Origin of the sequence: Clostridium thailandense (genome assembly GCF_019207025.1) — a bacterium.
Lineage (GTDB): Bacteria > Bacillota > Clostridia > Clostridiales > Clostridiaceae > Clostridium_AM > Clostridium_AM thailandense.
In genome coordinates, this window is the sequence record NZ_JAEEGC010000061.1 from 25,878 (window position 1) to 46,698 (window position 20,821).

Below are 20,821 nucleotides of genomic sequence, written 5' to 3' on the forward strand. Positions count from 1 at the left end.
GCTGAAGGCATATATAAAAACTTTTTAATCAATGTTAGTGAAGTATTTTAGAAAATCTTAGGACTTCTGATATGTTTGAGGTACGAGTTTATCAGATGTTCTTAGATTTTCAAAATGCTAAGCTTTAGATTGATAAAAAGTTTTTATAGTGCTGAAGCTTGAAAACATATACCGGAGTATAAGTCTACTTTCGTCCGTGGTTATCTATAGTGCAAAAGTCCTATTTTTTATTGAATTTAATAAGCGGAACTTGGTAAAAAGATGCTATCATCATTGGTATTATGACAATTTTCATTGTAAGTTTTCTCTAGTTTTGAATATTTGCTAGGTGTAATTCCTTTGTATTTTTTAAATGACTTAATAAAATAGCTTAAGTCATTAAAACCACAATTATATGCAATGTCTGTTATGGAAAGATTTGTAGTTGCTAATTGATAGCTAGCGCATTCTATTCTATAGTAATTTAAGTAATCTATAGGAGTACGATGAGTCATTTCGTAAAAAAACTTACAAAAATATTTTCGAGACATGCCAACAACTTTAGATAAATCCTCTAAGGTTATTGTAGAAGAATAGGATTCTTCTATTACTTCTAAGGCCTTTTTTAATTGCATAATTTTTTTACTGTCTTTTAAAAAGTCTGTTGAATATAATTTATTGTTGTACATAAGGCCAAAGATTTGATATAAAAGTCCCAAAGTAGTCAACTCATAGCTATCTTTTTGGAGCTTTAATGCTTCAAATAAAGAAAAAATAATTCTATTAAGTTCTGAATCGGATTTAGGAAAGTAGTCATTAACAATTATGTTATGATCTATTATGTTTTGAATATATTTGGTTCCAGAAAAGTTTTCCTTTAATAATAAATTCATATTAAAGACAACACATTCATATATACAATCTTTAGGCACTGCAGAATGTAGAATACCATCTCTTATAAAAATAATATCTCCTTCTTTTGCTAAAATTTCTTTTTGATTTAAATAAACAGTAAGACTTCCTTTTAGAATTCGGATTATTTCATATTCTACGTGCCAATGGTACGACATCATGTACCTAGGATGCATTTTATCTACATAGTGAAATTCTACTGGAAAATTGAAAGTACCTCTTTGTTTTATTTCATTATAATCTGAATATCTCATATTATAAAACTCCTTAACAAAAATATGAATATTGTTATATTTTTTGCTATTATAACACAAGTATTGATTAAGTTACAAATCGTATAATTAAATTGTAATTAAAAAAGAGATTAGAAATGAAATACTTCAGATATTTACTTTTAAAGTAATTTAGAAAACAAAAAAATGAGGGAGGATATTAACATGTCAAAGAGCAGATTAATAGGAGATTATCCAGTAATAGGTATAAGACCAACTATTGATGGAAGAAGAGGAATGTTAGACGTAAGAGGTTCTATGGAAGAGCAAACCATGGCAATGGCGAAGGCAGCAGCTAATCTTTTTACATCAAATCTTAGATATTCAAATGGAGAACCTGTAAAGGTTGTCATAGCAGATACAACTATAGGAAGAGTTGCTGAGTCAGCAGCTTGTGCTGCAAAATTTAAAAAAGAAGGAGTAGATATTACTCTTACAGTTACTCCATGCTGGTGTTATGGAGCAGAAACAATGGATATGGACCAAATGACAATAAAAGGAGTCTGGGGATTCAATGGAACTGAAAGACCAGGAGCTGTATATTTAGCATCAGTACTTGCAACCCACGCACAAAAAGGATTACCTGCTTTTGGAATATATGGACATGATGTTCAAGATGCAAATGATACAGAAATTCCTGAAGATGTTAAAGAAAAACTATTAAGATTTGGTAGATCAGCAATTGCGGCAGCTACTATGAGAGGAAAATCTTATTTGCAGATTGGATCAATTTGTATGGGCATTGGTGGATCAATAATAAGTCCTGAATTCTTTGAAGAGTACCTTGGCATGAGAGTTGAGTCTGTAGATGAAGTAGAAATTATAAGAAGAATGACAGAAGGAATATATGATAAAAATGAATATGAAAAAGCCCTTGCATGGACAAAGAAATATTGCAAAGAAGGTTTTGATAAGAATCCAGTAGAAGCACAAAAGACTAGAGAAGAAAAAGATAATGATTGGGAATTTGTTGTTAAGATGATGTGCATCATAAAGGATTTAATGAATGGAAATGAAAATCTTCCTAAAGGATGTGAAGAAGAAAAAGTTGGGCATAATGCTATAGCAGCAGGTTTCCAGGGGCAAAGACAGTGGACAGATTTCTATCCAAATTGTGACTTTGCAGAAGCTTTACTAAATACATCCTTTGATTGGAATGGAGCTAGAGAACCTTATATATTGGCAACTGAAAATGATACATTAAATGGTACAACAATGTTATTCAATAAGTTGTTAACGAATAGAGCTCAGATATTTGCAGATGTTCGTACTTATTGGAGTGCAGATGCAGTTAAGAAAGCAACTGGATATGAAATTGAAGGAGCTGCTAAAGAGGCCGGGGGATTTATACATCTAATTAATTCAGGAGCAGCGTGTTTAGATGCTAATGGAGAAGCAAAGGATTCAAATGGAAATGCAATAATGAAGCATTTCTTTGAGGTAACAGAAGAGGATCAGAAAAAAATACTTGAAGCTACTACTTGGAATGCAGCAGACCAAGGGTATTTTAGAGGTGGTGGATTTTCATCAAGATTCTTAACTAAGGATGTTATGCCTTGCACTATGGCCAGACTTAATATTGTTAAAGGATTAGGACCAGTCCTTCAATTAGTAGAAGGATGGAGTGTAGAACTTCCAGAAGAAGTAAATGAAATTTTATGGAAGAGAACTGATTATACATGGCCTTGTACTTGGTTTGCACCAAGAATAACAAAAGATGGACCATGTAAATCAGCATATGATGTTATGAATAACTGGGGAGCTAATCATGGAGCAATAAGCTATGGACATATAGGTGCAGATTTAATAACATTAGCTTCTATTTTAAGAATTCCAGTATGTATGCACAATGTTCCAGAAGAAAAGATATTTAGACCAGCAGCTTGGAATGCATTTGGACAAGATAAAGAGGGACAAGATTATAGAGCTTGTGCAACTTATGGACCACTATATAAGTAGAAAATTTAGTAGGTGGAAATATGAAAAAAGAAAAACGAGTATTAGCCTTTGATTTTGGGGCATCCGGTGGAAGAGCAATGCTTGGAATATATGATGGAAGTAATATTAAGATAGAGGAAATTCATAGATTTTCAAATGACCCAGTTATTGTAAATGGAACTATGTACTGGGATATATTAAGGCTATTTTATGAAATAAAGCAGGGACTTATAAAAGCAAAGTTTCATGGAGGATTTGACAGCGTTGGTATCGATACTTGGGGAGTTGATTTTGGAATTATCGATGAATGCGGAGACTTAGTAGAAAACCCTATTCATTATAGAGATGGTAGAACAAAAGGAATGCTAGAAAAGAGTTTCGAGAAGATATCTAAAGATGAATTTTATTATATTACAGGAAATCAATTCATGGAAATTAACACAGCATTTCAATTGCTATCTTTAGTTGAAAAGAGATCGTATTTGTTAGAAAAAGCGGATAAAATTTTGTTAATGCCTGATTTGTTAAATTATATGCTGACAGGAATTAAAACAACGGAATATTCTATTGCATCTACTACTCAGCTGTTAGATGCAAAAAAAGGAATGTGGTCTGACAAAGCAATAGAAGCTTTAAATATACCCAAAAAATTATTTACAGAAATCATTCCTACGGGTACAAAAATTGGACAAATTTCAGATGAAGTATGCAGCGAGTTAGGAATTAAAAAATGTGATGTAATTGCAGTAGCTGGTCACGATACTCAAAGCGCTCTTGTATCTGTGCCTAATGAAGAAGAGAATTTTATATTTATTAGTTGTGGCACTTGGTCACTGTTTGGAACAGAATTAGAGAAACCATTGATTAATGAAAAATCCAGTAAATATAACATAACTAATGAGGGTGGATATGGAGGAAAAGCTTCTTTTTTAAAAAATATTATTGGTTTATGGTTAATTCAAGAAAGCCGAAGACAATGGATAAAAGAAGGCGAAGAGTTTGGATTTAGTGAGTTAGAGAAAATGGCAGATTCAGCTGAGTCTTTTAAATGTTTTGTTGATCCGGATGCATCTGAATTTGTACCAGCCGGTAATATTCCAGAGAGGATTCGTGAATATTGTAAAAGGACATCACAAAAAATTCCAGAGACAAAGGGTGAAATTGTTAGATGTATTAATGAAAGCCTTGCACTCAAATATAGATATGAGCTTGAAAAAATAGAAGAATGTACTGAAAGGAAATATGAAAATATTTATATGGTGGGCGGAGGCATTCAAAGTAAACTGCTTTGTCAGATGACGGCAGATGCATGTAATTGTAAGGTTACAGCAGGACCTGTGGAAGCAACAGTATTTGGAAATATAGTGCTGCAGTTAATAGCCCAAGGAGCTATTGATGCACTTGAAGAGGCTAAGAAAATTGTTGCAAAATCACCAGATATCAGGCGTTATAGCCCACAAAACACTTCTCTTTGGAATGAAGCATATGAAAGATTTAAGGAGGCAAAGACAGCCTATGCAATTAGAGCAACAAGTGAGAAAGCACTTTATGCTAATATTATGCTGCAAAAAGGTGTTGTAGTTGAAGATTAAGATATAAACATTGGAGGACATTTATTATGGAATATATGGAAATAAGAGAGCAAATATGTGATGTGTGCCACAAAATGTGGCAGCTAGGATGGGTGGCAGCAAATGATGGGAATGTATCGGTAAAGCTTGAAGATGGTACATTCTTAGCAACACCAACTGGGATTAGTAAAAGCTTTATTACTCCAGAAAAATTAGTTCACATCGATGAAAATGGTGAAATACTAGATGGACTAGAAGGATATAAACCATCCTCAGAAATTAAGATGCATTTGCGCTGCTACAAAGAAAGAGATGATGTAGGTGCAGTTGTACATGCTCACCCACCTACAGCTACAGGTTATGCAGTTGCACATGTAGATTTAGACCGTTATACCATGATTGAAACAGTTATAGCTATAGGTTCAATACCTGTAACACCTTATGGAACACCATCTACTTATGAGGTTCCCAATGCTATAGCACCATACCTTCAAGAGCATGATGTCGTGCTATTAGAAAATCATGGAGCGTTAACTGTAGGTTCAGACTTGATAACTGCGTATTATAGAATGGAAACTTTAGAATTGTACGCAAAGATTAGCTTGACAGCACATTTACTTGGTGGAGAAAAAGAAATTTGTAAAGAAAATATTGATAGATTAATTAGCATGAGAAAAGGATATGGAGTTACAGGAAAGCATCCTGGATTCAAGCGTTATAGAAAAGAAAAATAGAACATAAAAATAGCAACATAAAAATATAATCTTATTAGATAAGGAGTTGATTGTTATGGTAAACAGAATGGTATTAAATGAGACAAGTTATATTGGAGCAGGTGCAATTGAAAATATTGTTATAGAAGCTAAAACAAGAGGTTATAAAAAAGCATTAGTTGTAACTGATAAAGATTTGATTAAGTTTAATGTAGCAACTAAAGTAACAGGTCTTCTACAAGCAAATAACTTAGCTTTTGAAATATTTGACGATGTAAAAGCTAATCCTACAATAAGTGTAGTAAAAAATGGTATAGAAAAATTTAAACAAGCTGGGGCAGATTATCTAGTAGCAATAGGTGGAGGCTCATCAATCGATACTGCAAAGGCTATTGGAATAATTATTAATAACCCTGAGTTTTCAGATGTAAGAAGCCTGGAGGGCGCAGTTTTAACTAAAAATAAATGTGTTGATATAATAGCAATCCCAACAACAGCAGGAACTGCAGCAGAAGTTACAATTAACTATGTAATTACAGATGAAGAGAAGAAACGTAAATTTGTATGTGTAGATCCACATGATATTCCAGTAATAGCGGTTGTTGATTCAGAAATGATGTCATCAATGCCAAAGGGGTTAACAGCAGCCACTGGAATGGATGCTTTAACTCATGCTATTGAAGGATATATTACAAAAGGTGCCTGGGAATTAACAGATACATTACATTTAAAGGCTATTGAAATTATTTCCCGTTCTTTAAGAAGTGCAGTAGCAAATGAACCTAAAGGAAGAGAAGATATGGCACTTGGACAATATGTTGCTGGTATGGGCTTTAGTAATGTAGGACTTGGCATTGTTCACTCAATGGCACATCCACTTGGAGCTTTTTATGATACTCTACATGGAATTGCTAATGCAGTAATATTGCCATATGTTATGGAGTATAATGCAGAAGCTACTGGAGAAAAATATAGAGAAATTGCCAGAGCGATGGGAGTTCAGAGTGTGGATTCTATGTCTCAAGAGGAATATAGAAAAGCAGCTATTAATGCAGTTAAAAAGCTTTCAGAAGATGTTGAAATTCCTAAGACATTAGATAAAATTGGAGTTAAAGAAGAAGATTTACAAGCACTTGCAGAATCGGCATTGGCGGATGCTTGTACACCAGGTAACCCAAGAGATACAAATGTAGGAGAGATATTAGCAATTTATAAAAAAGCTTTCAAATAATAATATTTTAAAGTAAGATATTCATAATAAAAAAATAAATTATGTAGATTATTAAAAGGAAGTTATAGTAATTTTTTAATGATAACTTCCTTTAATTTTTATATGAAATCATAAATATAATCTATTAACTCATTATTTTTTCCACATCTCTTGTCAACTTCATTTTGGACGATACAAATATCATAGTAGTAGTCTTCTGTAAGAGGGATATAAGTAATTCCTTCTCTATTAAAGTGTGTACAGACATCTTTAGTTGCGAATGTAATACCCATATCTTTTTCAACTAGGTTAAATATCATCGGCAAGTTATAATAGTTGATATATGTGTGGATTTCCAGATCAATTCCTGCATTTTTCATAACCTCTTGTGTCATTATATAGGGATATTCATTTACATCACTGGTTATCAACTTATTTCCTGCTAGGTCTTTTACAGAAATCTTATTACATGATGCCAGTGGATTGGATTTGCTCATCAGAACACAAAGCTCTTCTCTGAATAATACATCATATGACAATTTTGAATGACGTTTGGAAATTGGTGTATATTTTATAATAGCAAGATCCAGATTATTAGAAAGTAGCATCATCTCTAGATTTTCTACGCTGTCCACTTTGATTATATAGCTATCTTTACTATTGCTTGATATGAAACTCATAACGGCATCATTGATAGGTGTTGTAAATGAAAGTTTGTACAAACCAATGTAGTGGGATAAAGTTTTTTCTGAATAATTTTTCAGTTTGGACATAAAAAGATTGTATTCACTTAGAAGTGGTGTCGAATCTCTTACAAATTTCACTCCGGTTTGTGTGAGTTCTACACCTCTTTTACTCCTTATAAATAAGGTCGTTTTTAATCTTTCCTCAATGGATTTAATGCTTTGAGACAAACTTGGTTGAGTAATATGCAGATATTCAGCTGCTTTCGTAAGATTCTTAAAATCTGCAACAGTTTTAACGTATAAAATTTCTCTTATTTCCATGATTATCTCCTTTTTATCATAAGTAGCACTTATTAATGTAATTATATATAACTATTTTAATTTTTACAAGTATGTTGTTATAATGAGGTTAAAGGATGTAAAAAACATATTTACTTGTAGTTATTCATTGTTAAAGGCTATTATAAGGAGGGTACTATGGTTAATATCAATTACAAAGTAGTTACAACCGATAATATTGATTTTTTAGAGGGATTATGTAATCAGTTGATGAAATTTCAAGCAGATAATTCAAAGACTCGTGCAGATATTATGGCAAGCATGAACTATGATAACAGATTGAAGCTGGAATATGCTAATACTTCAAGAAAACATATGGTAGTTGCATATGATGGGGAAAGGCCTGTAGGTTTTGCTTTTGCAACCATTGGAAGTGTAACCGAAGAAAATTTAAATGGAAAACCCGATTGGGCATCAGAATTGAAGGGCATAGGATTTTATCCGGAAAATTATGAAGTACCGAAAACAATTGGAACTTTCAAATTACTTTATGTTGACGAGGAGTATAGAGATTTGAGTATAGGTAGACAATTGTCAAATATGATCATGGAATGGTTTAACAGCCATGAAGATGTAGATGATCTATGGGTATATGTCGCAAATGGTAACGAGATTGTAGGAAAATTATACGAAAAGTATGGTTTTAGGCTAAGTCATAGTGTTTTTAATGGGTTTATTTATGCTTACTATCAAAAAATAAAATAAAATCTTATCAATAGAGCTCTTTTTGACAAGATATTAAGAAATATATAAAGAAAAAAAATCCTAAATGATAAAAAAAGGTTTCCAGTTATATATAGGAGGAAACCTTTTTTTATTATTTATTTTTGGAACAGTCTAAAATTGATCTTAAAAAGTTTTCGTAAAAACTATCAAAATTTTCTTTAAAGTCAAAATTACCATTGCTGACACACCATTGATAGATTATTCCATATATATTAGTAAAAATGAATTTTGAAACTTTTTTAACATCCAAATCTGCGGGAAATATACCTTCAATGATTCCGTGTTTTAATATATTTGTTATGACATTTACTTGAAAAGTATTATTTGAAGCAAAATTCGCATGTTGATTTTCAAGCTCTATTTTCAAGACAATTTTTGTTTCCATAAGCCTATCTTTTGAAAAATAGTTATTATACCAATCGAACATGGCTCTTAATTGCTTATCAGCAGGCAAAGACAAATGGTTGTTATAATGGTTCAGATAATCACCTTCAGCAAGTTTGTATCTATAGATTATTATATCTGACTTGCTTTTGAAATAGTGATAGAATGCTCCTCTGGAAAGATTAAGTGCACTGCAGATATGCTCCACAGTGACGTTGTCGTAACCTTCGGATTCAATTAACTTAAATGCTACCTCCAAAATATTTAATTTAGTTTTTATGGCCTGTTCAGCTCGTTTAGTTATTGTTCCAGTCATATTAGTATACCTTTTGCTTTTTTTATTTAATATTATATCACAATGATAACATTTTACAAAAAATTTCGAACTACTTGATTAACATACATGTGTATGTTAATATAATATAAAATAAATTACATACACGTGTATGTGAAATTTTAAACATTGACTAATTCGAAACAACTTTGTGTAAACGATTATAAAACTTGAAAAAAGAATAAAGAAGGATGGTGAAAAATTAATGAGTGACATGCAAAAGATTTATGACGAAAAAGTAAAAAGAATTGTAACAACATCTAACCACCAGGAGCCAGATAGGGTACCTGTGCTGTCTATGTTTGGAACATGGGCAATTTCTTATGCTGGTGGTACTGTACAGGAAATGGCGGACAACCCTGAGAAGGAAATAGAATATTTCTGCAAACCACATGAAGACATATATTCAGATGCTACCTACACAGCTGGATTAGCATTTGATGCTAAAACTGCAGATATTCTTGGAACAAAAAGTCATTTTATTTCTGATGATGGAACCACTGTACAGCACCATGAAACCTGTTTAATGGAGACAGAAGAATATCCTGAGCTTATAAGTGATCCTATGGGATATACCTTTAACAAGTTGATGCCTAGAAAATGTGCAAACTTGAACAAATCCAGTTCAGAAAATTATGAAACTTTAAAAAATCTTGTTGAGCATTGGAAAGTAAAGGGTGCTGCACAGGCAAAGCTTGTAAGTACATTAAAAGAAAAGCTTGGTGTGCCAGTAATCACAGGTAACTTTGTATATCCTCCAATGGATGCTATCTTTGATTATTACAGAGGCTTTAAAGGAACATCACTTGATATGAGACGAAATCAAAAGGAACTTCAGGAAGGAGTTGAAGCTTTGTTTGATTTTTGCAGCGGTCTTATGGGAATTACTCCAGAAACAAAAAGTGTACCTGAATTTCCATTCTATGCAACAATGATGCATATGCCAACCTTTATGAATCCAAAACAATTTGAGAAATTCTTCTGGCCGACTTATGAGAAAATGTGGAGGAAGGTGTATGAGTGTGGTGGAAAGCTAATCATATTTTTGGAAGGCAACTGGGAAAATAAGTACGAATTTTTAAACAGTTTTCCTAAAAATTTTGCACTCGGAATTCTTGAAGGCGATGATGTATTTAAAGCTAAAAAGTTGATTGGTGACAATATGACAATTGTAGGAGGCATGCCTATGGATCTTCTAAGAGTTGGCACCAAAGAAAAGTGTATCGATTATGCAAAAAAAGTCGTAGATGAATGTGCACCTGGAGGTGGATATATATTTGCATCAACTAGGGAGATGCTTTCTAAGGGAGATGTAAACGTTGAAAACTTGAAGGCTGTCAATCAGTTTGTACATGAATACGGAATATATAAATAGGAGGATGAAAAATGGAAAAGGATAAAACTATTTTGGAACTTCTTGATAAACTGGAAAAGGAAGAGCTAGATTTTCTTCCTGATGAAAATGCAAAAAAAGCTTTTATGGCCTTAATAAAATTTATGATTGTGGCAATTTAATATTGAGTAGATACAAAGTCTAAATCTTTAGAACAGCAGTAGGGTAAATGAAAGAACATAAATATTCATTAATAATAAGGCATTTAAAGTATGGAGAGGAAGGTTGTTAAAATGTTAGATACTGAAAAAATTGTACAAGCAATGGGGGACTTAGAAGAAGATGATCTAAAGGAAATGCTAAAGGAACTTATGGCAGATGGAGGAAATGAGGCAATGGCTGCAATGGAAGCTATGCAAAAGGGCATGGACATTGTTGGTGAGCGCTTTGAGAGTGGGGAATATTTTGTTGGTGATTTAATTTTTGCTGGAGAAGTTATGACTGATGCTATGGAGATAATTAAGCCTGCACTGGCTAAAAACAGCGATTCTTCTTTAGGAAAGTTAATTATATGCACCGTTAAGGATGATCTTCATGACATTGGCAAGAATATTGTAAAGAGCATTCTAGAAGCAGGAGGATTAGAGGTTGTTGACCTTGGTATCGATACTCCTTATGATAAAATCATTGCTACTGCAAAAGAACAGAATATTAATATTATAGTACTTTCGGGTGTCTTGACCTTGGCGCTAGATTCTATGAAGGCAACTGTTGAAGCATTTAAGAACGCAGGTATCCGTAATAATGTTAAGATTCTTGTTGGTGGTAATCCTGTAAGTGAAGTAAATTGTGCGGACATTGGTGCTGATGAATGGGCTCATTCTCCACAGAAAACTTTAAATGTTTGTAAAGGATGGGCTCAAGCATGATCATCATAGGAGAAAAAATTAATGGTGCTATTCCAGTAGTTGCAGAAGCAATTAAGAATCGTGATGCAGAATTTATAAAAGCACGTGCTCTTGACCAGATACAAGCAGGTGCTGACTATCTAGATGTATGTGCAGGTACAGCACCAGAAGAAGAATATGATGCTTTGTGCTGGCTAATTGATACCGTGCAGGAAGTAGCTGCAAAACCTATCTGTATCGATAGTCCAAACCCTCATATGTTAGTAAAGGTATTTCCAAAGTTGAAGGAGCCAGGATTGATTAATTCTATTTCTCTTGAAGGGGATAAGTGTGATGTGTTACTGCCACTTCTTAAGGAAAATCCTGAGTGGGGAGTCGTTGCTCTATGTTGTGACCAGAGTGGTATTGCAAATGAAGCAGATAAAAAAGTGAAGATTGCCTTTGAATTAATTGAAAAAGCTGCAGAATATGGGATTGAGCCTGGTAGAATCCATATAGATCCTCTTGTATTAGCTTTATCTGCAGTTAACGATTCGGCAGTGAATTTTTTTGAGGCCATTAGACAGATTAAGAGTAAATATCCTACAGTTAAGGTGACTGCTGCACTATCTAATATTTCCTATGGGTTACCAGTACGTAAATTGGTAAATATGAATTTTCTCACCTTAGCTATAGAAGCAGGTTTAGATTCTATTATTGCAGATCCACTTAATAGGGATGTTATCGGTGCAATTTTTGCAACTGAAGCACTTTTAGGACGAGACCATTGTTGTCGTAAATATAGCAATGCTTATCGAAAAGGCAAAATTGGTCCTGTAAAAGTATAATATTAAGCTTTAAAGTATATATTTAAAACTATTGGTAGTGTTTAGAAAATATAAATATGTTTCTAGAGGACAATTGACAGAGTACAGAGGACAGTGAAGGTAACTTTTCTTCTTTCATTGTCTTCTGTCAATTGTCTTTTGTCCTCTAAAAACATTTAACTTGTGTTAATTGTTGCTAATAAATATTGGATTTAGGGAGTGAAAGTATGGAAAAGGTAATCTTGGCTTGCCGTACTATTGAGCCAGAAGTTAAGCTAGCAATGGAAAAAACTTGTGTACAGTATCCAGTGTATTGGGTAGAGTCTGGACTTCATAATGTTCCACAAAAGTTACATGATGCTCTGGAAGAGAATTTAAAGGCATTACCTGAAAATACAACTGTCCTCATGGCATTTGGATTTTGTGGAAATACCGTTTTAGGGTTACACACTGGCAGTCATTGTGTAATAATTCCTAAAGCTGACGACTGCATTACCTTGATACTTGGTTCTGCAGAACGGAGAAAAAATATGGAAGGAGAAAAAGGCACTTATTTCCTAACCCCTAGCTGGTTAAAAGATGAGGCTAACATTTGGAATGAATACAAGCATGCTTTGAATAAATATGGAGAAAAACGTGCTAAACGTATTATGCAGGTTATGTTTAAAAACTATGAAAGGATTATGGCCATTGAAACTGGTACTTATGACGCTGCAGCTTTCTTTGAAATTTGTAAAAAGGTTTCTGCAGATTTGGAACTTAAGCCAGAAGCTTGCAGCGGAACAACAGCATGGTTAGAAAAATTATTGACTGGCCCATATGACGAAAATTTCCTGATAAGTGAGCCAAATAGTGTGATTAGAATTTTGTAAAATAGCCATAATAATTATTTTTGTAGTATTGACAAAAGTAATTATTATTCGTAGAATTATAGATAAATAGACTCTGTAATATCTATTGAAGGAGAGGATAATTTGAAATATTCGAAAGCAACAAATTATGCACTACACACCGTTTCCTACATGATTGCACATGATAAGACTGATAACTTGGGTTTACAAAGACTAGCAAGCCATTTCAAAATATCTGCCACCTATCTTTCAAAGATTTTAACGCAGTTGGTAAAGGCAGGCTTAATTCAGTCAACTCCTGGTGTAAAGGGTGGTTATATTTTACGTAAAAAGAAAGAGGACATCTCATTTATGGATGTGATCAGGGCAACTGAAGGCGCTGGAGCACTATTTAACTGTGAACTCCATGAAGGAGAAGATGAGTGTAGTATTTTCAAAGTAATGAAAGAAGCAGAAATTGTGATGGAAACATATCTGCAGAATAAAAAGCTTTATGAATTAGTCCAAAATACAAAAATCAATGAAATGGGTTAGTCACACTGAAAAAATTTTGCAATACAACTTTTTAGTTCGACAGTCCAATCAAATCTTATTATATAGTTTTTTGTATTTTAATTACAGATATTAAATATCTGTAATATATGTATTAAATAGAAAAGGAGAGATATATTATGACAGAATTTTGGGAATCAAGTTTTGTAGAAAAACAAATGATGTGGGGACTTGAACCTGCAGACTCCGCAATCTTGGCAAAAGATTTTTTCCTTGAGAAGGAAGTTAAGGAATTATTAATTCCGGGTATTGGGTACGGCAGAAATGCAAAGGTGTTTCTAGATAATGGAATCAATGTAACAGGTATTGAGATATCAAAAACAGCCATTGATTTGGCAAGACAAAACGGGCTTAAGATTCCTATATATCATGGTTCAGTAACTGATATGCCTTTTGATAATAAACTTTATGATGGCATATTTTGCTTTGCACTTATTCATTTGTTGGATGATAAAGAAAGGAAAAAATTAATTAAAGATTGCTATAATCAGCTAAAACCTAAAGGATATATGATTTTTACAGCTATTTCGAAGAAGACCCCAATGTTTGGAAAAGGAAAAGAATTGAGCAAAGATAGATTTCAGACAAAAGAAGGAGCAAAATTGTTTTTTTATGATACTGATTCATTAAAACAAGAATTTGGGAATTATGGTTTAGAAGAATTTTCGGAAATTGATGAGCCTAGTAAAGATAAGAAAAATAAACCCCTGTTGAAATTTACAATTATAAAATGTAAAAAAGAATAATTACTAAATGTACAAAAAATTAAGACATTTCAAAAAAATATCATAATATATTAAACAGTTTGTCAATTATTGTAAATGAGAAATGGAAATTTATGAAATATCATGGTAAGATAATATATATATAACACAAATGAAAATGATTACGGTTTGGGGGGTATTATCATGGAACTTTATAATTCCTTAGACGATATTGATGAACAGGTATCTATAGTGGTAACCAATGATATTGTTACAGAAGTCAGTCAGTCATTTGCCGATATGACTGAATATTCTATTAATGAGCTTTTAAACAAAACTATTACAAAAATATTTAGAACGTTAAGAGTCGGTCCTGACTTCAATACTGAAAATATTAATAAACAGGTGGACTATTTTATATTTACAAAATCCCTTGAAGTCAGATTTGTTTATATTAAGGTAGTAGAAGATATGGGCAGACAAATGTATTTTTTTGAGGAAAAGCCTAATTCAAGGCTTGAAAGTAAACTATTTGCTATTAATAAGCTTCTGTCAGATGGTCACGTGGGTATAGGTATCTATACTTCTCCTGACTTGACTCTTATTAAAGCAAATCAGTGTTATTTAGATGTATTTGATGAACCATATAATAGAAAAGAGGTTGCTATAGGTAATACTTTATATAAACTAGTTAACTGGAATGATAACAACACTTGGGGACGAGATATATGGGAGAATATAATAAAGAGCGGTGAAATCTTTTATGGTAAGGAGATAAAAGGGTTAACTGGAAAGTGGAAAAATATATATAATGACAATACTATTATACCTATTATTGAAAATGGTGAAGTAAAATTAGTAATATCAATATTCGAAAATGTAACCGAGAAAGTTTTATCAAGAAAAAAAGTGGAAGAACAGAAAAAGATAATAGAACGGCAGAAAAAACTACTTGAATTAGAAATATCGGATACCAAACTTTTGCAAAGTGTAAGCATGGAGCTTTTTCGCGAAGATAATATTAAGATATTGTATGAGAAAATCATTGATGCAGCAATGCAAATTATGCATTCACAATATGCGACTATACAGATCGTATATCCTGGACATGGTAATAGCAGTGATAAACTTCAAATGTTAGCCTATCGTGGATTTGAACTAGAGGCTGTAAAACTGTGGGAATGGTTGGATGTTAAATCTGCACGCACTACTGGCTGTGAGACTTTGAGAGCAGGTTATCGTATCATCGTACCTAATGTGAAGGAGTGCGAATTCATGCAGAATACAGAAGACCTTGATGTATATCTGAAAATAGGAATTAATTCCATACAGTCCACACCCTTGTGCTCACGAAATGGCAGAATTATAGGGGTGTTATCTAACCATTGGAAAGAAGCTCATAAGCCTTCAGGACGTGAATTAAGGCTTTTAGATGTGCTAGCAAGGCAGGCAGCTGACCTAATCGAGCAAAGGCAGGCTGAAGAAAAGTTACGTGAGAGTGAAGAGAAGTACCGTGCACTATTTGAACATATGAACAAAGGCTTCTTTCTTGCTGAAATTATTTGTGATGAATCAGGAAAACCAATAGATTATCTTCATTTAGCAGCTAATGCTGCCCTTGATACAGCTATTGGCCTAAAGCGTGAATTAATCGTTGGCAGGACAAGACGAGAGGTTCTGTTAACTCAAAGTCCATGGATTGATATATTTGGTAAAGTAGCCATGACAGGCGAGGCAACTACCTTTGAAGGATACTCCGAAGGCCTAAAACGCCACTTATTAATTAAAGCTTTTTCACCTAAGCTGAAGCAGTTCGCCTGCCTTATTGAGGATATTACTAAACGTAAGAAAATGGAGGAAGAATTAACTAAACAAAATCAGATTATAAATGAACAAAAAGAACAGCTTCAGGCTATAATTGAAAATATGTCTGATGGATTATCCATTTTTGATAGTAATGATAAGTATATATTGTTTAATAAGGCTGCACGGCAAATGTTCTTTCCTTCTTATAGTTATATGGAAAAACCCTGTGATGGTTTTTATCAATCTGAAAATTTTGATGCAGAAGGCAATATAATACCACTTGAACATATTCCTGCTAACAGAATTAAGCGTGGGGAAAAATTCACAGGTATGTATATGAATGTAAAGCTACCTGATAAAATATTGCATATTAGTGTAAGTGGAACTCCAATTTATGATGCTAATAACAAATTGGCAATGGGAATATTATGCTCACGGGATATTTCTAAAATTATAGAATATGAAGAAAAGTTAAAACGGCAAAATGAACAGTTGCAAGTTATACTAGACAACATGCAGGAAGCTCTGTTTGTATTTGATAAGGATAGTAAATACATAATTATAAACAAAAAAGCTAAAGAATGTTTTTCAACTTCATTTGATAAAATAGGTGATAGCTATAAGATTGCTGAATTTTTTGATTTAGAAGGAAAGGAAATTCCTTTGGAAGATCATCCTAATTACCGTGTAAAGAATGGGGAAGTTGTAAAAGATAAGATTGTAGTCCTTAAATTAGATGGACAGAAGTTTTACGCCATTATAAGTGGAATACCAATCTTTGATGAAAAAGGAAACTTCCTTTATGGGGTTATCAGTGGTCGTAATATAACAGAATTTATGAAAAGTCAGCAAACTTTAAGGGAAACACAGGATAAATTACTTAAAGCAGAACGTGAAAAGAATGAGGCTCTTGAAAAAGCAATGGAAATGAAGGATGAGTTTTTATCTCTTATATCTCATGAGTTCAGGACGCCTCTTAATGTAATAAATACAGCCATCCAGACTTTAAATTTTGTATATGCAGAACAGATGACAGATAAAGTTAAAGAGTACATGCATACTATAAAACAGAATACTAACAGGCAATTAAGACTTGTAAACAATCTTCTTGATATAATTCGTGCCAATTCAGGACGCATAAAGATAAATAAGAAAAATATTGATATAGTTTTTTTAACTAAAGCAATCACTGAATCTGTATATCAGTATGCTTCTCATAAAGGAGTAAGTGTAACTTTTTTATCTACACTTACAAAGAAAATAATAGGAATTGATGATGAGAAATACGAGAGGATAATTCTAAATCTCTTATCAAATGCTATTAAGTTTACCTCAGAAGGCAAATCTATTGTTGTAAAACTGCGTTCTTTGAAAGGTAATATATGTGTTGAGGTAAAGGATACTGGAATAGGGATACCACCTGGTAAGTTAGAGGTTGTCTTTGAGAGGTTTGGACAGGTTGATAGTTCATTATCAAGGCAGGCAGAGGGTACGGGTATAGGTTTATCACTTGTCAAGAGATTTGTTGAAGCATTAGGTGGAAGCATATCTGTTAAGAGTAAAGTAGGTAAAGGTACAGCATTTACTATTCTACTTCCTAATGAGACTATAGTAGAGGAGCAAAATGAAAAGCCAATGATAGATTTGATGAGTGACAATCGCCTCGTACAAACTACACACATAGAGTTTTCTGATATTTATCTATAATAAAATATAAAATTGATTGTTATACATTTTTATGCCTACCTTTTTCGTTTTGAAGTAGATATATAAAGTGTTAGTTTATATAAAAAATAAGGTCTAGGATTAGTTCTAGACCTTATAAAAACTAGTTTAAGAAGAGATAATTTAGAAAATTCCACAACCTATACAATCTGATTTGTTGATTTTTCTTGGCATTATTTTCTCCTTACATTTAAAAGATTATAATGTTTGTTTGCAAGAGGTAACTGTAACTTCTAATGTTCTTGTAAGGAATGGACACTTTTCTTTCATCATATTAAAGTTATCTCCATCTCTTAGGAATTTAGCAGTTCCTTCAAGCAAAAATCCAGTTCCGGGATATTTGAAGCCCATTACTTCCTTACTACCAAGAGTCAATTTAACTTTAGGGTTAGCATTAGTATTTTTTTCTGTTTTAATCATAGCAGCTGCAGGAATTAAGATTTTATTTTCTTCTGTAATAATTAAATAACTGTTCCAGGTATTAACCACATGAGCTTCATTATTTGCACAAGTTACAATAGAAACTACTCCTTCATGATTTAATACCTCAAAAAATTTTTCCGTAAACATTTTTCATGCCCTCTTTCGCTTAAATTATGGATAAAAAGTATCATGGATATAATTTATCGACGACAATTATTGTCTTTAATAAGAATATAATTTCTTCCCCATTTTGTCAATAGAAATATTTTGTAAAAGAGTATATCTATAGTTGTATGATTATCTTGAATGAGAATAAATAATAGTATATTATTAATAAAAGATTATATACATCAAAGGAGTATGAAAAAATGAAATTTTCAGTAGGAGTAGAATATGCATTACATTGCTTATTATATATGGTGAATTCAGAAGAAGGCAAATCTGTGGGAATAAGGGATTTAGCGACATTTCAGGGTATACCGGAAACTTATTTATCAAAAGTATATGCAAAATTAAGTAAGTCAGGAGTTATAAAATCTATATCAGGCGTAAAAGGTGGTTATGCATTAGCTCGTAGTGCAGAAGAAATAACGTTTTGGGATGTTGTTGAAGCAGTAGAAGGAAGTGAACCATTTTTTCAATGTGCAGAAATTAGGCAAAATAATATATTATTAGATAAAGATAATTTACCAGATACACATACTAAATGTCCTTGTTTAATAAAAGTTGTAATGTTAGAAGCAGAAGATGAAATGAGAAAATATTTAAATAATAAGACATTAGCATGGTTATATAATGAGGTATATAATAAAAAGCTTCCAAAAGAGGTGGAAAAAGCAACAATTGAATGGTTTAGTAATAAAAGAAAGTAGAATTGTAAAAAAAGAAGGAGGCTATATTGTACAAAAGATAATTCCACATTTATGGTTTGATTAAGAAGCTGCTCAGGCAGCCAAATGGTACATCAGTTTGTTCGAGAATTCGAGAATTATTAACGTCGTTACGATTCCAGATACCCCATCGGGCGATGAAGAACTCATTGACTTTCAACTTGCTAATCTTGGATTTTCAGCAATCAGTGCAGGGCCGTATTTTACATTTAATCCATCGATTTCTTTAATAGAAGTTTTAGGTCTAGAATAAATTAATGAGATTTTGATAAATTTGAATTGGTTAATGATATAGAGTTATGTTTCATAGCTAAGAAGAAGTATATTTAATAATATTTTCTTAACTGTGTATATTATTTAAAGACAAAAAATGTTGACAGAAAAAATACTATGCTATATACTTTAAGGGTAATTTTTTTATTGAAAAGGAGATTCAAAGGGATGATTCTGGTTGTTCTTAACTAAACTATTAAAATTAAATAGTTTAAGATGCTTTAAAGTTCTATTGTTGAATTTTAACTAAGGTGCATTTTAAGAGCAATATCGTCTATTAACCTCTTTTATAATAATAAAATAACTTTAAATACACATATAGTACTATATATGCTTATTTTTATTAAGCTAAAGTATCAGTAACATATGTTTTGTATTAGATTTAATTTAAATATAATAAAAGACTTTTATATAAATGAAATCCCCGTAGACGATATTGTTTGCCTATGGGGATTTTTAATTTTGTACTAAGAAAGGTAGGAAATTTTATGGCTTTAACAAAAGTTACAGAAAGGATTTATTATCTTATAAACAACAAAGAAACGGATAGACCAGTGCTTGGATACATTAAAGGAGATAAGTATTCTTTGATGGTAGATGCAGGAAATTCAAAAAATCATGTTGAAAAATTCAATGATTCTATAGAAAAATTAAATTTAAAATTACCAGACTATGTTGCAATTACTCATTGGCATTGGGATCATAGTTATGGGATGCATGCAGTTACAGGAAAAACAATAGCATGTGAAATAACTAATGAACAATTAAAGGTTATGTCTGAATGGCAATGGACAGATGAAGCAATGAAAAAGCGTCTTTTAACCGGGGAAGATATTGAATTTGCGGATACTAATATTCGTAAAGAATATAAAGCATTTCAAGATATAAAAGTTATAACTGCGGATATAGTATTTAAAAACAATTTAAAAATAGACTTAGGGGGAGTAACAGTTATTTTAAAGAATGTTATTTCGCCTCATTCTGAGGATTCAGTAATAGTTTATGTACCTGAAGAAAAAGTAGTATTTATAGGAGATGCTTATGGAATGGACTATTATAATAATTGCAAATATGATCCAGTTAAATTAGAGAGTTTTATATATATGCTAAATAATTTAGAGTTTAATCTTTGTTTTTCAGGACACTCATCACCTATAAATAAAACTGAGATTATTGAGTATTTAAAATTACAACATAATAAAATTTGTATAGACAATGATTAATTATTATCACAATTTAGTTTTTAAGAAAAGAGAATAATCTTCTTAAATTTATAAAAAAATAGTGAAATTTTAAGAATAAAGGATATAAAATTTATGAATAAATTTGGGCAAGATCTAAAATCTATTTATCCAGATGAAACCTTTTGGAAATATGACTAAGTTAGTTCATATTTTTCTTATAAAACGTATTAAAAGGGGCTGTCGCACTTAGGTAAGTATGGCAGAAAGTAGACTTATTCTGCGAGATATGTTACCAGACTTCG

The 20,821-nt window shown here is 32.2% G+C and carries 19 protein-coding genes and 1 pseudogene; 16 read left to right on the plus strand and 4 right to left on the minus strand.

The features are described 5' to 3' along the window. Positions 1-236: 236 nt before the first annotated feature. The gene (locus I6U48_RS13700) at positions 237-1,145 is read right to left on the minus strand and encodes an AraC family transcriptional regulator (protein ID WP_218321027.1); all 909 of its coding nucleotides are present in this window, start codon (positions 1,143-1,145) and stop codon (positions 237-239) included. Positions 1,146-1,328: 183 nt separating this feature from the next. Here I6U48_RS13700 and I6U48_RS13705 point away from each other — a divergent pair, with 183 nt between their 5' ends. The 4 genes from I6U48_RS13705 to fucO are packed head-to-tail and all read left to right on the plus strand — an operon-like array spanning position 1,329 to position 6,616. Then, the gene (locus I6U48_RS13705; RefSeq protein WP_218321028.1) at positions 1,329-3,122 is read left to right on the plus strand and encodes an L-fucose isomerase; all 1,794 of its coding nucleotides are present in this window, start codon (positions 1,329-1,331) and stop codon (positions 3,120-3,122) included. 20 nt (positions 3,123-3,142) lie between these two features. Next, complete coding sequence (locus I6U48_RS13710) at positions 3,143-4,693, plus strand: FGGY-family carbohydrate kinase (RefSeq protein WP_218321029.1); 1,551 nt, start codon at positions 3,143-3,145, stop codon at positions 4,691-4,693. 26 nt (positions 4,694-4,719) lie between these two features. Next, entirely contained in the window at positions 4,720-5,406 is a 687-nt protein-coding gene (locus tag I6U48_RS13715; protein WP_218321030.1) for a class II aldolase/adducin family protein, read from the plus strand. Between the two features lie 55 nt (positions 5,407-5,461). Next, positions 5,462-6,616: a lactaldehyde reductase gene (fucO, locus tag I6U48_RS13720; RefSeq protein WP_218321031.1), complete on the plus strand. Its 1,155-nt coding sequence runs from the start codon at positions 5,462-5,464 to the stop codon at positions 6,614-6,616. A gap of 98 nt (positions 6,617-6,714) precedes the next feature. Here the strand turns inward: fucO and I6U48_RS13725 are convergent, their stop codons facing one another. Next, positions 6,715-7,602 (minus strand): LysR family transcriptional regulator, encoded by an 888-nt coding sequence (locus tag I6U48_RS13725; protein WP_218321032.1) that lies wholly within the window; start codon positions 7,600-7,602, stop codon positions 6,715-6,717. Between the two features lie 156 nt (positions 7,603-7,758). On the opposite strand from I6U48_RS13725, the gene I6U48_RS13730 reads away from it, so the two are divergent. Then, positions 7,759-8,325, plus strand: a complete 567-nt coding sequence (locus I6U48_RS13730) for a GNAT family N-acetyltransferase (protein WP_218321033.1) — start codon at positions 7,759-7,761, stop codon at positions 8,323-8,325. 112 nt (positions 8,326-8,437) lie between these two features. Here I6U48_RS13730 and I6U48_RS13735 read toward each other — a convergent pair whose 3' ends face one another. Further along, positions 8,438-9,046 carry a TetR/AcrR family transcriptional regulator gene (locus tag I6U48_RS13735; protein ID WP_218321034.1) on the minus strand — a complete coding sequence of 203 codons (609 nt, stop codon included), beginning with the start codon at positions 9,044-9,046 and terminating at the stop codon, positions 8,438-8,440. A gap of 223 nt (positions 9,047-9,269) precedes the next feature. Here I6U48_RS13735 and I6U48_RS13740 point away from each other — a divergent pair, with 223 nt between their 5' ends. The 8 genes from I6U48_RS13740 (at position 9,270) to I6U48_RS13770 (ending at position 17,731) form a co-directional block, all read left to right on the plus strand. Continuing rightward, positions 9,270-10,439 carry a uroporphyrinogen decarboxylase family protein gene (locus I6U48_RS13740; RefSeq protein WP_218321035.1) on the plus strand — a complete coding sequence of 390 codons (1,170 nt, stop codon included), beginning with the start codon at positions 9,270-9,272 and terminating at the stop codon, positions 10,437-10,439. An 11-nt stretch (positions 10,440-10,450) separates the two neighbouring features. Beyond that, positions 10,451-10,579, plus strand: coding sequence for a hypothetical protein (locus I6U48_RS30115; RefSeq protein ID WP_281421822.1), 129 nt, complete (start codon positions 10,451-10,453; stop codon positions 10,577-10,579). Between the two features lie 111 nt (positions 10,580-10,690). Further along, the gene (locus I6U48_RS13745) at positions 10,691-11,326 is read left to right on the plus strand and encodes a cobalamin B12-binding domain-containing protein (RefSeq protein ID WP_218321036.1); all 636 of its coding nucleotides are present in this window, start codon (positions 10,691-10,693) and stop codon (positions 11,324-11,326) included. Next, the gene (locus I6U48_RS13750; protein ID WP_218321037.1) at positions 11,323-12,132 is read left to right on the plus strand and encodes a methyltetrahydrofolate cobalamin methyltransferase; all 810 of its coding nucleotides are present in this window, start codon (positions 11,323-11,325) and stop codon (positions 12,130-12,132) included. The genes I6U48_RS13745 and I6U48_RS13750 overlap by 4 nt, the downstream gene beginning before the upstream one ends. Positions 12,133-12,338: 206 nt before the next feature. Next, a complete protein-coding gene (locus I6U48_RS13755; protein WP_218321038.1) occupies positions 12,339-12,983 on the plus strand; it encodes a DUF1638 domain-containing protein in 645 nt (214 codons plus the stop codon). A gap of 102 nt (positions 12,984-13,085) precedes the next feature. Continuing rightward, positions 13,086-13,496 carry an RrF2 family transcriptional regulator gene (locus I6U48_RS13760; RefSeq protein ID WP_218321039.1) on the plus strand — a complete coding sequence of 137 codons (411 nt, stop codon included), beginning with the start codon at positions 13,086-13,088 and terminating at the stop codon, positions 13,494-13,496. 137 nt (positions 13,497-13,633) lie between these two features. After that, positions 13,634-14,260: a class I SAM-dependent methyltransferase gene (locus tag I6U48_RS13765; RefSeq protein ID WP_218321040.1), complete on the plus strand. Its 627-nt coding sequence runs from the start codon at positions 13,634-13,636 to the stop codon at positions 14,258-14,260. Positions 14,261-14,422: 162 nt separating this feature from the next. Continuing rightward, the gene (locus I6U48_RS13770) at positions 14,423-17,731 is read left to right on the plus strand and encodes an ATP-binding protein (protein ID WP_218321041.1); all 3,309 of its coding nucleotides are present in this window, start codon (positions 14,423-14,425) and stop codon (positions 17,729-17,731) included. A 216-nt stretch (positions 17,732-17,947) separates the two neighbouring features. Here I6U48_RS13770 and I6U48_RS13775 read toward each other — a convergent pair whose 3' ends face one another. Continuing rightward, entirely contained in the window at positions 17,948-18,319 is a 372-nt protein-coding gene (locus tag I6U48_RS13775; protein WP_218321042.1) for a pyridoxamine 5'-phosphate oxidase family protein, read from the minus strand. A gap of 221 nt (positions 18,320-18,540) precedes the next feature. Here I6U48_RS13775 and I6U48_RS13780 point away from each other — a divergent pair, with 221 nt between their 5' ends. The 3 genes and pseudogenes from I6U48_RS13780 to I6U48_RS13790 all read left to right on the plus strand — a co-directional run bounded on the left by I6U48_RS13780 (position 18,541) and on the right by I6U48_RS13790 (position 20,558). Beyond that, the gene (locus I6U48_RS13780; RefSeq protein WP_218321043.1) at positions 18,541-19,044 is read left to right on the plus strand and encodes an Rrf2 family transcriptional regulator; all 504 of its coding nucleotides are present in this window, start codon (positions 18,541-18,543) and stop codon (positions 19,042-19,044) included. A gap of 76 nt (positions 19,045-19,120) precedes the next feature. Continuing rightward, positions 19,121-19,315: pseudogene (locus I6U48_RS29715) on the plus strand (VOC family protein); the annotation flags it as partial. A gap of 508 nt (positions 19,316-19,823) precedes the next feature. Further along, positions 19,824-20,558, plus strand: a complete 735-nt coding sequence (locus I6U48_RS13790) for an MBL fold metallo-hydrolase (protein ID WP_218321044.1) — start codon at positions 19,824-19,826, stop codon at positions 20,556-20,558. Positions 20,559-20,821 lie beyond the last annotated feature (263 nt).